12 protein-coding genes are annotated in these 14,472 nt (G+C 64.0%); 9 read left to right on the top strand and 3 right to left on the bottom strand.

The genetic code is table 11. The annotated features are described in order from the left end of the window. Positions 1–53 precede the first annotated feature (53 nt). Genes dusB through ntrC form a run of 3 tightly spaced genes read left to right on the top strand, consistent with a single transcriptional unit; the run spans position 54 to position 3,678 of the window. Positions 54–1,082, top strand: coding sequence for a tRNA dihydrouridine synthase DusB (gene dusB / locus EJ070_RS26740; RefSeq protein ID WP_126094048.1), 1,029 nt, complete (start codon positions 54–56; stop codon positions 1,080–1,082). Further along, complete coding sequence (locus tag EJ070_RS26735; protein WP_126094047.1) at positions 1,079–2,221, top strand: nitrogen regulation protein NR(II); 1,143 nt, start codon at positions 1,079–1,081, stop codon at positions 2,219–2,221. Before dusB ends, EJ070_RS26735 begins: the two co-directional genes overlap by 4 nt. Further along, positions 2,218–3,678 carry a nitrogen regulation protein NR(I) gene (gene ntrC / locus EJ070_RS26730; RefSeq protein ID WP_126094046.1) on the top strand — a complete coding sequence of 487 codons (1,461 nt, stop codon included), beginning with the start codon at positions 2,218–2,220 and terminating at the stop codon, positions 3,676–3,678. Before EJ070_RS26735 ends, ntrC begins: the two co-directional genes overlap by 4 nt. 98 nt (positions 3,679–3,776) lie before the next feature. Here ntrC and EJ070_RS26725 read toward each other — a convergent pair whose 3' ends face one another. Then, positions 3,777–4,667, bottom strand: coding sequence for an NAD-dependent epimerase/dehydratase family protein (locus EJ070_RS26725; RefSeq protein WP_126095919.1), 891 nt, complete (start codon positions 4,665–4,667; stop codon positions 3,777–3,779). Positions 4,668–4,784: 117 nt separating this feature from the next. On the opposite strand from EJ070_RS26725, the gene EJ070_RS26720 reads away from it, so the two are divergent. The 6 genes from EJ070_RS26720 (at position 4,785) to hflX (ending at position 12,231) form a co-directional block, all read left to right on the top strand. Continuing rightward, positions 4,785–5,606, top strand: coding sequence for an AraC family transcriptional regulator (locus tag EJ070_RS26720; RefSeq protein ID WP_126094045.1), 822 nt, complete (start codon positions 4,785–4,787; stop codon positions 5,604–5,606). Between the two features lie 168 nt (positions 5,607–5,774). Then, positions 5,775–8,066 (top strand): PAS domain-containing sensor histidine kinase, encoded by a 2,292-nt coding sequence (locus EJ070_RS26715; protein ID WP_126094044.1) that lies wholly within the window; start codon positions 5,775–5,777, stop codon positions 8,064–8,066. Then, on the top strand, positions 8,056–9,417 hold the full coding sequence (locus tag EJ070_RS26710; protein ID WP_126094043.1) for a sigma-54 dependent transcriptional regulator: 1,362 nt from the start codon (positions 8,056–8,058) through the stop codon (positions 9,415–9,417). Before EJ070_RS26715 ends, EJ070_RS26710 begins: the two co-directional genes overlap by 11 nt. Positions 9,418–9,589: 172 nt before the next feature. Continuing rightward, entirely contained in the window at positions 9,590–10,453 is an 864-nt protein-coding gene (locus EJ070_RS26705; protein WP_126094042.1) for a D-amino-acid transaminase, read from the top strand. A 143-nt stretch (positions 10,454–10,596) separates the two neighbouring features. Then, complete coding sequence (hfq, locus tag EJ070_RS26700; protein ID WP_066989720.1) at positions 10,597–10,842, top strand: RNA chaperone Hfq; 246 nt, start codon at positions 10,597–10,599, stop codon at positions 10,840–10,842. After that, positions 10,843–12,231 carry a GTPase HflX gene (gene hflX / locus EJ070_RS26695; RefSeq protein WP_126094041.1) on the top strand — a complete coding sequence of 463 codons (1,389 nt, stop codon included), beginning with the start codon at positions 10,843–10,845 and terminating at the stop codon, positions 12,229–12,231. An 8-nt stretch (positions 12,232–12,239) separates the two neighbouring features. Here hflX and mazG read toward each other — a convergent pair whose 3' ends face one another. Beyond that, positions 12,240–13,064: a nucleoside triphosphate pyrophosphohydrolase gene (mazG, locus tag EJ070_RS26690; protein ID WP_126094040.1), complete on the bottom strand. Its 825-nt coding sequence runs from the start codon at positions 13,062–13,064 to the stop codon at positions 12,240–12,242. Positions 13,065–13,145: 81 nt separating this feature from the next. Then, positions 13,146–14,330 carry an amino acid aminotransferase gene (locus EJ070_RS26685; RefSeq protein ID WP_126094039.1) on the bottom strand — a complete coding sequence of 395 codons (1,185 nt, stop codon included), beginning with the start codon at positions 14,328–14,330 and terminating at the stop codon, positions 13,146–13,148. Positions 14,331–14,472 lie beyond the last annotated feature (142 nt).

The raw sequence follows: 14,472 nt of genomic DNA, 5'->3' as shown, positions 1-14,472 counted from the left end.
CCTTGCATCTGGCTAGAGAATGTGCAGCAATTGAACATGCTTGGTTTTTGTGCATGCCTGAATTGATCACATTGGCTTCGCCACTCGACATTGGCGGCGTGAAGATACGCAACCGCGTGTTCCTTGCGCCGATGTCGGGCATCACCGACGAGCCATTCCGCCAGCGCGCCCACAACCATGGCGCCGGGCTGGTCGTGTCGGAAATGGTGGCCAGCGGCGAACTGGCCAAGGGCAGGGCCGGCTGCGACCTGCGCATCCGCCATTCCGGGCTGCCCGTCCACATGGTGCAGCTTGCCGGCCGCGAGGCGGCGCACATGGCCGAGGGCGCGCGAATCGCCGCCGGCGAGGGCGCCGACATCATCGACATCAACATGGGCTGCCCGGCGAAGAAGGTGACGGGCGGCTATGCCGGCTCGGCGCTGATGCGCGATCTCGATCATGCGCTCTCCCTGATCGAAGCTGTGGTCGGCGCCGTTTCGGTGCCGGTGACCGTCAAGATGCGGCTCGGCTGGGACGAAAGCGCGCTCAACGCGCCGATGCTGGCGCGCCGCGCCGAACAGGCGGGCGTCCGGATGGTGACCGTGCACGGCCGCACCCGCTGCCAGTTCTATCAGGGCAAGGCCGATTGGCGGGCCATTGCCCGTGTCAGGCAAGCGGTCTCTATCCCGGTGGTGGCCAACGGCGATGTCGGCTCGCCGGAAGAGGCGGCGACGATCCTCGAACAGTCGGGCGCCGACGCGGTGATGATCGGCCGCGCCCACTACGGCGCGCCGTGGGCCGCGGGCAGTGTCGCGGCGGCTGCCGCCGATACATCGACGCACGGCATTCCCGAAACGCCGCAAGCGCTCGCCGACTACGTCGCTGCGCATTACGAGGACATGCTCTCGCTCTACGGCGTCGAAAGCGGGCTGCGTCAGGCGCGCAAGCATCTCGGCTGGTATCTCGACCGGCACGCGGCCAGGGCGTCGGCGGAGCAGCGGAAGCGTATCCTCACCTCTTTCGAGCCCACGGAGGTCATCCGAGGGCTGCGCGAGGCTCTTGCCGATCCTGTCATGCTGACCGAAATGCGGAGCGCGGCATGAAGGCGAGCGCTCCACAGCCAACCGAAATGGCGGATGCCGCCAACATCGTGCTGAACACCATCCGCCGCCCGGTGATCATGGTCGATGCCGACGGCTTCATCACTTTCGCCAACGCGGATGCCGAGGATTTCTTCCGCTCCAGCGCTACCATGCTCGCCCGCAACACTTTGTCCAAGCTGGTGCCGTTCGGCAGCCCGCTGCTGACGCTGGTCGACCAGGTGCGCGAGCGCCACGCGCCGGTCAACGAATACCGCGTCGACGTCTCCTCGCCGCGCCTCGGCATCGAGAAGATGGTCGATCTCTATGTCGCGCCGGTGCCGGAGTTCCCGGGTTCCGTCGTGGTGATGTTCCAGGAACGGTCGATGGCCGACAAGATCGATCGTCAGATGACGCACCGGGGTGCCGCCCGTTCCGTCACCGGCCTCGCGGCTATGCTGGCGCATGAGATCAAGAACCCGCTTTCGGGTATCCGCGGCGCCGCCCAACTGCTCGAACTGTCGGCCTCCGACGAGGACCGCGCGCTGACGAGGCTGATCACCGACGAGACCGACCGCATCGTCTCGCTGGTCGACCGCATGGAGGTGTTTTCCGACGAGCGGCCGATCGAGCGCTTCCCCGTCAACATCCATGTCGTGCTGGATCATGTGAAGGCAATCGCCAAAAATGGTTTTGCGAAGCGAATCAAGATTTTGGAAGAGTATGATCCATCGCTTCCTCCGGTCTTCGCCAATCGCGACCAGTTGATCCAGGTGTTCCTGAACCTGGTCAAGAATGCCGCCGAGGCGATCGGCGCCGACCCGCAGGGCGAGATCGTGCTGTCGACCGCCTTCCGGCCCGGCATCCGCGTTTCCGTGCCCGGAACGCAGGACCGTGTCTCGCTGCCGCTGGAATTTTGCGTGCACGACAACGGGCCCGGCGTTTCCGAGGACATCCTGCCGATCCTCTTCGACCCATTCATCACCACCAAGCCGAACGGCTCCGGCCTTGGGCTGGCGCTGGTTGCAAAGATCGTCGGTGAGCATGGCGGCATCATCGAATGCGATTCGACGCCGCGCGGGACCACGTTCCGCGTCCTAATGCCGGCCTGGAAGGAGACTGCGCCCGGCGCCGGCGACGAAGCTGAAGGAGACCGCAAATGACCGTTCGCGGCAATATTCTCGTCGCCGACGACGATGCGGCCATCCGCACCGTGCTCAACCAGGCGCTGTCGCGCGTCGGCCATGAGGTGCGCGTAACCTCGAATGCCTCGACGCTGTGGCGCTGGGTGGCAGCGGGCGAGGGCGATCTCGTCATCACCGACGTGGTGATGCCGGACGAGAACGCCTTCGACATGCTGCCGCGCATCAAGAAGGCGCGGCCGGAGCTGCCGGTCATCGTCATGAGCGCGCAGAACACCTTCATGACCGCCATCCGCGCTTCCGAGACCGGCGCCTACGAATATCTGCCGAAGCCGTTCGACCTCACCGAGTTGCTCAACATCGTCAATCGGGCGCTGGCCGAGCCGAAGCGGCCGAAGCTCGATTCGCGCGCCGACGAGCAGCCGGAGACGATGCCTTTGGTAGGCCGTTCGGCAGCCATGCAGGACATCTACCGCATGCTGGCCCGCATGATGCAGACGGACCTGACGGTGATGATCAGCGGCGAATCCGGGACCGGCAAGGAACTGGTGGCGCGCGCGCTGCATGAATATGGCCGCCGCCGCGGCGGGCCTTTCGTGGCAATCAACATGGCGGCGATCCCGCGCGACCTCATCGAATCGGAACTGTTCGGCCACGAGAAGGGCGCCTTCACCGGCGCCCAGAACCGCTCCACCGGCCGCTTCGAGCAAGCCGAGGGCGGCACGCTGTTCCTCGACGAGATCGGCGACATGCCGATGGAGGCGCAGACGCGCCTGCTGCGCGTGCTGCAGCAGGGCGAATACACGACAGTCGGCGGCCGTACCCCGATCAAGACCGACGTGCGCATCGTCGCCGCCACCAACAAGGACTTGCGGACGCTGATCAACCAGGGCCTGTTCCGCGAAGACCTGTTCTACCGCCTGAACGTCGTGCCGCTGAGACTTCCGGCGCTGCGCGAGCGGTCGGAAGACGTCCCTGACCTTGTGCGGCACTTCTTCAAGCAGGGCGCCAGCGAAGGCCTGCAGACCAAGCGCATTTCGGCGGGCGGCATCGAGCTGATGAAGCGCTATCCCTGGCCCGGCAACGTGCGCGAGCTCGAAAACCTGGTGCGCAGGCTGGCCGCGCTCTATTCGCAGGACGAGATTTCGGCCGAGATCATCGAGACGGAACTCAAGACCGGCGAAAGGCCTGTGGTGCCGGGCGTCGGACCGCTCATCCCCGACGATCTGTCGATCGGCCAGGCGGTCGAGCATTTCCTGCAGCGCTATTTTGCTTCCTTCGCCGGCGAACTGCCGCCGTCGGGGCTTTACCAGCGCATCCTTGCCGAGGTCGAGTATCCGCTGGTGCTGGCCTCGATGACGGCGACGCGCGGCAACCAGATCAAGGCGGCCGAGCTTCTGGGCCTCAACCGCAACACGCTGCGCAAGAAGATCCGCGAGCTCGGCGTCAACGTCTACAAGGCCTCAAGACAGATCTAGACCTTCGATGCCTGCCAGATGCTTTGCCGGCCCCATCTCGTTTGTTCAGCCCGTCAGCCGACGGGCGGAACGCTTTGTTTCTACTTCATATAATTGGTTCAGAGATAGTCTCTGACGGTGTCCGCGATCATTACATCAAGGCAGCTGGCCTTCACGCCGAGGAGATGCTCGGTATCGGAAGAATCGACCAGCAGCGGGCGATCGAAGAGATATTTCATTTCCACGAGCTCATGCATGCCCAGGGCTTCCATCTCGGCGATGGAATAGCAACGCATTGACGCAACCTCCCTTCCAAGCATCGCCGCGGTTCTGCGGATAAGATCGCGGGGCGAAGCGTATTGCGACGGGACATGGAAGGCTCGTCCCCATTCACCCGTGTAGAAGGCTGACGCGACGAGCGTCCGGGCGACGTCCTTGATGAAAGCCCAGGCATGATCGGCGTCGAGGTCTCCCAAGAAGGCGACGGGCTTTCCTTGAACGATGGATGGCAGTGCGAGAAGCGAGAAGTAGGTGACCGCGCCATGCCCCAGATAATCGCTGGAACGCACCTCGATGGCCGGTACGCTGGCTCGAGACACACGCTGCCACATTATCGTCCGAACAGTGCCCTTCCTCGATGTCGGGTCGAGCGGCAAGTCTGAGTGAAGGGAACTATCAGCGTTTTCGCCGTAGCCGTAGAGGTTTCCGAGCAGGATGATCTTCGCATCGACGGCCTCCGCCGCGCGCACCGTGCCGTCGACGATCGGAAAGAAGTCGGTCGGCCACCGGTGATAAGGCGCCATGGCGCACATGAAGATGGCATCCGCGCCCCGGCTGATGCGTGAAAGTTCGGCGGCATCGGTGGCGTCCGCCTGCCTCGCGCGCACGCCGGGCAAATCGATATCGCTCCCGCTCCTGCTTATGAGGACGACATCATGCTCCTGCTCACCGAGCAGGCGCGCCGTCTCGCGCCCGACCGGGCCTGCTCCGACGACAACATAGTAACTCATATGAACCTCTTTGCGTTGGCAAACGAGGCGCAGGTCTAAAGGGCTTCGGCATTGAAAATCGCGCAGGAACCGCCAAATGTTGAGCAGGTTCTGCCATGATTTTGAGGCTCGTTTCACATGCATCCGCAGTTCACTTCGGCCCGGGCCTCGGCTGGCATATCAATCGCTTCACGGCATGTCGAAGCAGGCACCTATCGGCTGCCGCGGGCGGATCATCACCGCATCATGGTTCATGCCAGCGCGGCGACGCGCACCTATTGCAATGACGCCGGGCGATATTTCTTACGGCGAGCTGGTGACATTGATTTCGTACCCGCGGGACAGGAGGGCGGGTTCGAGGCTGAAACCTCATTCGAAACGAGGGAGGTTCGCTTGCCGCCTGCCATGCTCGAGGGTGTGGCGTCGGAGATTGAGGGCAGCGCAAGGGCGCGTCATTTCGACATGCGGCACCTGCTTCGGGACGAACGTATCGAATACCTCGTCCGGGCACTTGAAACCGACCAAGACGCAGGCTCGCCGGGTGGGGCTCTGTTCGCCGAAAGTGTCGGCATCGCGCTTGCGGTGCGGCTGGTTGGTCTCGACGATCTGGAGACGGATCGAACGGTTCGGCTGTCGGATGCGCAGTTCAAACGTATCCTGGACTATATCGACGCGCATCTTTCCGAACCGCTCACGATCGATACGCTGACCCGCATCGCTAACGCCAGCAGCTCGCATCTCAGGACATGGTTCAAGGCGGCGACCGGCATGACCCTTCACCGCTATGTGCTGCGACGCCGGGTTGAGCGTGCCCGTTCCCTGATTCTGGGAAGTGACCTCAGCACCAGCGAGGTGGCCTATCTGACAGGCTTCGCGCATCAGTCGCATCTGGCGCATTGGATGCGCCGCGAGATCGGGCAGACGCCGCGCAGCTTGCGACGGGCGCGACCGGAGCAGTGACGCGAGCCATCGCATCGCCGGCCGCATCGTTCGGCGGTATTGGATCACCGGCATTGTCCTTTTTGCGTGATTGAGCCGGGGAAAGATTTCCGTCCCGGCCACACTTGTTGCATAATCGCCACAATGCGTTGCATACATCCGACGCTATGACCGACTCTAGACGGCGATATGGCTGCTGAGGCTCCAACACTGAACCAACCGCTTTTCAGCCGGGCTGGCGTACCCGACGGCCGCCGGTTGCTGGCGCTGCCGGGCGTGGTCGCGATCGTGGGCGCCATGATCACGGCGGCGATCTCGTTCGCCATCCTGGTCGGCGCGACGCCGATCGCGCCGAACGCCGACACGACCTGGGCGCTGATCGCGCTCAACGCTGTCTTCGTCCTGTTCCTGATCGCGCTCGTCGCCCGCGAGGTGCGTCGCATCGTCATGGCCCGCCGGCACGGCAGGGCAGCCTCACGGCTGCATGTGCGCATCGTCGCCATGTTCGCGCTGGTCGCCGCCATTCCGGCGATCATGGTGGCAATCATCGCCTCGATCACGCTGGATATCGGCCTCGACCGCTGGTTCGAAATCCGCACCAAGACCATCGTCAATTCCTCGCTGTCGATCGCGGATGCCTATGTCCAGGAAAACGCGCGCAACCTACAGGGCACGACCCTGTCGATGGCCTATGATCTCGACGCGTCGCGCACGCTCTATGGCCTCGATCGAAACGGCTTCCTTGACCTCATGAACAAGGAAGCCGTCGGCCGCGGGCTGGCGCATGCGGCGCTGATCAAGCCCGACGGCTCCTTCGTGATGAGCGCCAAGACCGACGCCGATTTCGCCATGCCCGAGCCGCCGCCCGGCGCTGTCGATACCGCCGCCGATGGCAAGCCCGTGCTGATCGAGCCGCGAACGCGCAACATCATGGGTGCCATCGTCAAGCTGCGCGAGATCGAGGGCCTTTACCTTTACACGATCCGGCTGGTCGACCCCGAAGTGATCCGCGCGCGCCAGATCGTCAAATCCAACACCGACGAATACCGTAACCTCGAGGACAACCGCCGCACTTCCCAGGTGGCCTTCGCGCTGCCCTATCTGTCGCTGACGCTGATCATCATCCTGTCGGCGATCTGGACCGGCATTGCGGTCGCCGACCGGCTGGTGCGGCCGATCCGCCAGTTGATCGGCGCGGCCGACGAGGTGGCGACCGGCAATCTCGATGTCGCCGTTCCCGTACGCCATTCGGACGGCGATGTGGCCTCGCTTGGCGACACCTTCAACAACATGATCCTCGAGCTCAAATCGCAGCGCAACGAGTTGCTATCGGCCAAGGATCTGATCGACGAGCGGCGGCGCTTCTCGGAGGCGGTGCTGGCAGGCGTCACCGCCGGCGTCATCGGCGTCGATCCGTACGGCATCGTCACCATCGTCAATCGCTCGGCCGAAACGATGCTCGCGATCTCGGCAAGTGCCGCGCTCGGACAGAACCTGTCGGCCATCCTGCCGCATGTCGGCCGCGTCTTCGAGATCGGCCGCCAGTCCGGCAAGCCGGTCTATCGCGAGCAGGTCACCTTCTTCCGCGCCGGCATGGAACGGACCTTCAATGTCCAGGTCACAGTCGAGGCAGAAGACGAGGCCGCAGAAGAAAAATCCTATGTCGTCACCGTCGACGACATCACCGATCTGGTTCAGGCGCAGCGCTCGTCCGCCTGGGCGGACGTCGCGCGGCGCATCGCCCATGAGATCAAGAATCCGCTGACGCCGATCCAGCTCTCGGCCGAGCGCATCAGGCGCCGTTACGGCAAGGTCATCACCGAGGACCGCGAGGTCTTCGATCAGTGCACCGACACCATCATCCGCCAGGTCGAGGACATCGGCCGCATGGTCGACGAATTCTCGGCCTTCGCCCGTATGCCGAAGCCGGAGATGAAAGTCATCGATCTGCGCGAATCGCTGCGTGAGGCGTCGTTCCTGGTGGAAGTCAGCCGCTCCGACATTGCCTTTGAGCGCGATTTCGGCAACGAGCCGCTGAAGGGCACGTTCGACAGCCGCCTGATGGCGCAGGCTTTCGGCAACGTCATCAAGAACGCCGCCGAGGCCATAGATGGACTTGATGCGAAAGACCGTTCCGACGGCACAATCCGGATTCAAGCCGGGCGCCAAGATAGCGCCATAAGAATCGACGTTATCGACAACGGCAAAGGGCTGCCGCGCGAGAATCGGCAGAGGCTGCTCGAGCCCTATATGACGACGCGCGAAAAAGGCACCGGCCTTGGCCTCGCTATCGTCAAGAAGATCGTGGAGGACCATGGCGGCCGGCTCGAATTGCACGACGCGCCGCCGGATTTCCACGGCGGCCGGGGCGCGATGATCTCGATCATCCTGCCGCCGGCGGCGGTCGTAGCCGCGCCGCCACGCGGCGAAGGCCGCAACGAACACGAACGAGAAACTGAAAAGGTCGGTAATGGCGTCTGACATTCTCATCGTCGATGACGAGGAAGACATCCGCGAACTAGTCGCCGGTATCCTGAGCGACGAAGGTCACGAAACCCGCACGGCACACGATGCCGACAGCGCGCTGGCAGCAATCGCAGATCGGGCGCCACGGCTGATTTTCCTCGATATCTGGCTGCAGGGCTCGCGCCTCGACGGTCTGGTGCTGCTGGACGAGATCAAGACGATGCATCCTAACATGCCGGTGGTGATGATCTCCGGTCATGGCAACATCGAAACGGCGGTGTCGGCCATCCGTCGCGGCGCCTATGATTTCATCGAGAAGCCGTTCAAGGCCGACCGCCTCATCCTGATCGCCGAACGCGCTCTGGAGACGTCCAAATTGCGGCGCGAGGTCTCCGATCTCAAGCTGCGCAGCGGCGAGACCTTCGACCTGATCGGCATGTCGTCAGCGATGAGCCAGTTGCGGCAGACCATCGAGCGCGTCGCGCCGACCAACAGCCGCGTCATGATCATCGGCCCGTCCGGCTCCGGCAAGGAACTGACGGCGCGCGCCATCCACGCGCTGTCGGCACGCAAGAACGCACCTTTCGTGACCTTGAGCGCTGCCACCATCACACCCGAGCGCATGGAGATCGAGCTGTTCGGCACCGAATCGAACGGCACCGAGCGCAAGGTAGGCGCGCTGGAGGAGGCGCATCGCGGCATCCTCTACATCGATGAAGTCGCCGACATGCCGCGCGAGACGCAGAACAAGATCCTGCGCGTGCTGGTCGAGCAGCAGTTCGAGCGGGTAGGCGGCACCAAGCGGGTCAAGGTCGACGTCCGCATCATCTCGTCCACCTCGCAGAACTTGGAGGCGATGATCGCCGACGGCCGTTTCCGCGAGGATCTCTACCACCGCCTGGCGGTGGTTCCGGTCATGGTGCCGGGGCTCGCCGAGCGGCGCGAGGATATCCCGTATCTCGTCGACAATTTCATGAAGCAGATCGCGCGCCAGGCCGGCATCAAGCCGCGCCGCATCGGCGACGACGCTTTAGCCGTTCTGCAGGCGCATAACTGGCCGGGCAACGTCCGCCAGTTGCGCAACAATGTCGAGCGGCTGATGATCCTGGCCCGCGGCGGCGACGCTGATGCGCCGATCACCGCCGACCTTCTGCCCTCCGAGATCGGCGATGTCATGCCGCGCACGCCGAACCAGTCGGACCAGCACATCATGGCGCTGCCGCTGCGCGAGGCGCGCGAGCAGTTCGAGAAGGACTATCTGGTCGCTCAGATCAACCGCTTCGGCGGCAACATCTCGAAGACGGCCGAATTCATCGGCATGGAGCGGTCCGCTCTGCACCGCAAGTTGAAGTCGCTCGGTGTCTAAAGCAATTCCAGGAAAAGTGCGCAGCGGTTTTCCGTCCGGAATTGCGATGCTCAGAGCGGGGCGGCGATCCTCTCAAACGCTGAACGGCTCCAGGATCGCTTGGTCCACCCGATTGTTCATTACGGCAGCGGCGGAATCGCCTAAGAAAGCCGAATAGCTCCGAGGGGTTTCCATGCCGCGCATTGCCTATGTCAACGGGCGCTACGTCGCCCATGCTCAAGCCCGCGTCCATATCGAGGATCGCGGCTACCAGTTCGCCGACGGCGTCTATGAGGTCTGCGAGGTGGCGCGCGGCTTTATCGTAGACATGCCGCGCCATCTTGCCCGGCTCAAGCGCTCGCTGAAGGAGCTGTCGATTGCCTGGCCGGTTTCGGAAGATGTGCTGCCGCTGCTGCTGCGCGAGGTGGTGCGCCGCAACCATGTCGTCAACGGCCTCGTCTATGTCCAAGTGACGCGCGGCGTCGCCGGCCGCGACTTCGTCTTTCCAGGGGCAGGCATCAGGCCGGCCCTCGTCATAACCGCCCGCAAGGCCGATCCTGCTGCCGCCGCCAAGCGTGTGGAGACCGGCATCAAGGTGATCACCGTGCCGGAGAATCGCTGGGATCGCGTCGATATCAAGAGCACCGGCCTTCTCCCCAATGTTCTGGCCAAGCAGAAGGCCAAGGAAGCCGGCGCCCAGGAGGCCTGGTTCGTCGACGCCGACGGCACGGTCAAGGAAGGCGGCTCGTCCAACGCCTGGATCGTCACCCGCGACGGCGTTCTGGTGACGCGGCCGGCGGAGCACGGCATCCTGCGCGGCATCACGCGCACCACGCTGTTCGATGTCGCGGCCAGGCTCGGTCTGAGGATCGAAGAACGGGGGTTTTCGGTTGCGGAAGCCAAGGCGGCGCGCGAGGCGTTCATCAGTTCCGCGACCACGATTGCCATGCCTGTGGTCGAAATCGATGGCGCGCCGGTCGCAAACGGCCACCCTGGTTCCATGACACTTTCGTTGCGGCAGGCCTTTTTTGACATTGCGGAAAAAAGTCCGGCCTGATAACCGCAAAGGTGGAATGAACCTCAACTATCTCGTTCTGCTTGTCGTTTAGGCGGCAAGAGGGGGTTTGCGCGCTTGACACGTGCCGCGTAATTTGGCGCATTGGCCCGCAAACCGAAGGGGATCGGCGAAAGACAAAAACAATGGCGGAACGATCGCAAAACCTTCAGGACCTGTTCCTGAATTCAGTTCGCAAGAGCAAAAATCCACTTACCATCTTCCTCATCAACGGCGTGAAGCTGACCGGCGTCGTCACTTCGTTCGACAATTTTTGTGTGTTGTTGCGGCGCGACGGGCATTCCCAGCTCGTCTACAAGCACGCCATTTCCACGATCATGCCGAGCCAGCCGGTACAGATGTTCGATGGCGAGGAAGGCCAGGGCGCCTGATTGGCACGTGAAAAGGACGCGGACCGCAGCGTTCGCGGGAAACAAGGGCACCAGCTCGGGCCGGAGGCTAAGGATCCGACCCGGGCGGTCGTCATTGTGCCGGTGCTTACCCGTCAGCCGCGCGGCGAAGACGATTCGAACCGTCCGCGCCTGAGTCGCTCGGCCGATGCCCGCCACGACGAAGCGGTCGGCCTTGCGAGCGCCATCGATCTCAATCCGGTCCACACCGCGGTGGTGACGGTCGCCGACCCACGCCCGGCGACGCTGCTCGGCAGCGGTAAGGTGGCGGAGTTCGCCGACATCGTGAAGGAGCGCAAGGCGGAGCTGGTCATCGTCGACCACCCGCTGACGCCGGTGCAGCAGCGCAATCTCGAAAAGGAACTCAACGCCAAGGTGCTCGACCGCACCGGGCTGATTCTCGAGATCTTCGGCGAGCGCGCGCGGACCAAGGAAGGCACGCTGCAGGTCGAGCTGGCGCATCTCAACTACCAGAAAGGCCGGCTGGTGCGGAGCTGGACCCACCTCGAACGGCAACGCGGCGGCGCCGGTTTTCTCGGCGGTCCCGGCGAAACACAGATCGAGTCCGACCGGCGCATCCTGCAGGACAAGATCACCAAGCTGAAACATGAGCTGGAGACGGTTCGCCGCACGCGCGACCTGCACCGGGCCAAGCGCAAGAAGGTTCCTTTCCCGGTTGTAGCGATCGTCGGTTACACCAATGCCGGAAAATCGACGCTGTTCAACCGGATGACCGGAGCAGGGGTTCTGGCCGAGGACATGCTGTTCGCCACGCTCGATCCGACACTGCGCCGCGTGCGGCTGCCGCACGGCACGCCGATCATCCTGTCCGACACTGTCGGCTTCATCTCCGACCTGCCGACGCATCTGGTCGCGGCCTTCCGGGCGACGCTGGAAGAGGTCGTCGAGGCCGATCTCGTGCTGCATCTGCGCGACATTTCCGATCCCGACACGGCAGCGCAGGCGGAGGATGTCGAGCGCATTCTCGGCGATCTCGGCGTCGATGCCGCGGACACCAGCCGCGTGATCGAGGTGTGGAACAAGATCGACCTGCTCGACGAAGGCAATCGCGAGCGCCTGCTTGTCGGGAGCGCCGGCGGCAAGGCGCCGCCGATCGCGATATCGGCGGCGACCGGCGAGGGAATCGACGCGCTGAAGGCGCTCATCGAGACCAGGGTGTCGGGCGAGCTCGAAACAATGACGGTGACGCTGAGCCCGGCCCAACTCGGCCAGGTCGACTGGCTCTACCGCAACGGCGATGTCGTCTCACGGACCGACAACGAGGACGGCAGCGTCACCCTCTCGCTGACGGCGACGCACAGCGCCCGGCAAGAGATCGAGAGCAGGCTGCATCGCAAGACAGGCAGTTAACCTGCTGCTTATTTTGCGCTTTTGGCCTGCTGCCAGAGCGCTTCCATCTCGTCCAGCGTCGCTCTCTCGAGCGTACTACCCGCAGCCTCCAGAGCCTGCTCGACATAGTGGAATCGCGAGCGGAATTTCTCGTTGGTGCCGCTGAGCGCGGCTTCGGCATCAAGCTTCAAATGGCGGCCGAGGTTGACGACGGCAAACAGCATGTCGCCGAACTCGTCCTTGATGGGCGCTGCGTCACCCGTGGCGAGCGCCTCGCGCAACTCGCCGATCTCTTCCTCGATCTTGTCGAGGATCGGCGCCGCCTCGCTCCAGTCGAAACCGACGCGGGCCGCTTTCTCCTGCAGCTTGAGCGCACGGGTCAAGGCAGGCAGCGCAACCGGCACGCTGTCAAGATAACCCTTGCCGTGATCTTCCGGGTCGAGGCCGCGCGCGATGCGGGCGTTGCGCTTGTCGGCCTTCTCCGCCGACTTGATCTTCTCCCACATGCCCTTGGCCATGCCGGCGCTGCGCGCTTCCTCGTCGCCGAAGACATGCGGATGGCGGCGGATCATCTTGGTGGTGATGGCCTCGACGACGTCGCCGAACGCGAACTCGCCGGCTTCCTCGGCCATCTGCGCATGATAGACGACCTGCAGCAAGAGGTCGCCCAGTTCCTCGCGCAGATCGTCGAGATCGCCCCGCGCGATCGCGTCCGCCACCTCATAGGCTTCCTCGATCGTGTAGGGCGCGATGGTCGAGAAATTCTGCTCGATGTCCCATGGACAGCCAGTCTTCGGCGCCCTGAGCGCCGCCATGATCTCGATCAGCCGGGAAATGTCCTTCGAGGGTTTCATCTTGCAAACTCTAGCGCGCGCAGCGGCAGGCGGCCAATCCCGCTGGCCGGCAAAAGCCTATTGTCCACAGTTGCGCCGTTTTCAGTCGAGAACCGAGACGATCGCCTTGGCGAGATCGTCCATGCCGTCCTCCGGCAGGCCGGCCACGTTGATGCGGCTGTCGCCAACCATATAGACGGCATGTTCGGTGCGCAGGCGCTCGACTTGGGCTTCCGTCAGCCCGAGGCGGGAGAACATGCCGCGATGGCTGGCGACGAAATCGAAGCGGTCGGAGTTGGACTGCCGGCGCAACGCCTCGGCGAAAGCGACGCGCAGCCTGAGCATGCGCAAGCGCATCTCTTCGAGCTCCGCTTCCCAGTCCTTCTTGAGCGAGGCGTCTTCCAGCACCATGCGCACGGCCGCCGCGCCGTGGTCCGGCGGCATTGAATAGAGCGCTCGGGCCGCCGCCAGCATCTGGCTCATCGCCACATCCGCCTGCGCGCTGTCCTTGGCCATGATCATCGCGGCGCCGACGCGGTCGCGATAGACGGCGAAATTCTTCGAACAGCTCGAGGCCACGACCATTTCCGGGACCTTGTCGGCCAGCAGCCGCAGTCCGGCGGCGTCGGCGTCGAGGCCTTCGCCGAAACCCTGGTAAGCGATATCGACGAAGGGCAGCAGGTCGCGCTCGAGCAGCACCTCGGCAACCTTGGCCCACTGCGCCGCATCGAGATTGGCGCCCGTCGGGTTGTGACAGCAGCCATGCAGCAGCACGACATCGCCGCTGTTGGCCGTCTTGAGCGCCGCCACCATGTCGTCGAAGCGGACGGCGCCCGACGCGGCGTCGAAATAGGGATAGTCGCGCACCTTGAGGCCGGCGGCGCGCATCACCGGCAGGTGGTTCGGCCAGGTCGGATCGGACAGCCAGACCGTCGCGCCGGGGCGCGTGCGCTGCAGAAGTTCCGCCACCAGCCTGAGCGCGCCCGATCCGCCCGGCGCTTGCGCCGCGCGGATGCGCGAAAGATCCGCCTTCTCGCCGAAGGCAAGCTTGATCATCGCGGCGTTGAAGCCGGTATCGCCGGCAAGACCGAGATAGGTCTTGGTGTCCTGGCTGGCGAGCAGCCGCTTCTCCGCCTCGCGAACGGCGCGCATCACCGGTGTTTTGCCATCCCGATCCTTGTAGACGCCGACGCCGAGGTCGACCTTGCCGGGCCGCGTGTCGGCGCGGTAGAGGCCGATCAGGGCGAGGATCTTGTCGGAGGGCGCGGGCTGCAGGTTTTCGAACATCGATGAGGCTCCAATGGCGGCGGAGTGATACGCAAATCGGCCGCGCTTCGCCAGCGGTTTTCGTTCGCCATGTCTGAAGCGGACAAGCGTCGGCATCTGGACGGCTGGCGAGCCGGCGACTGGCAAAGTCTCGGCTGGTGGC

Source organism: Mesorhizobium sp. M1E.F.Ca.ET.045.02.1.1 (genome assembly GCF_003952485.1).
Taxonomy (GTDB): Bacteria; Pseudomonadota; Alphaproteobacteria; order Rhizobiales; family Rhizobiaceae; genus Mesorhizobium.
This window is presented reverse-complemented; position numbering and strand designations above follow the sequence as displayed.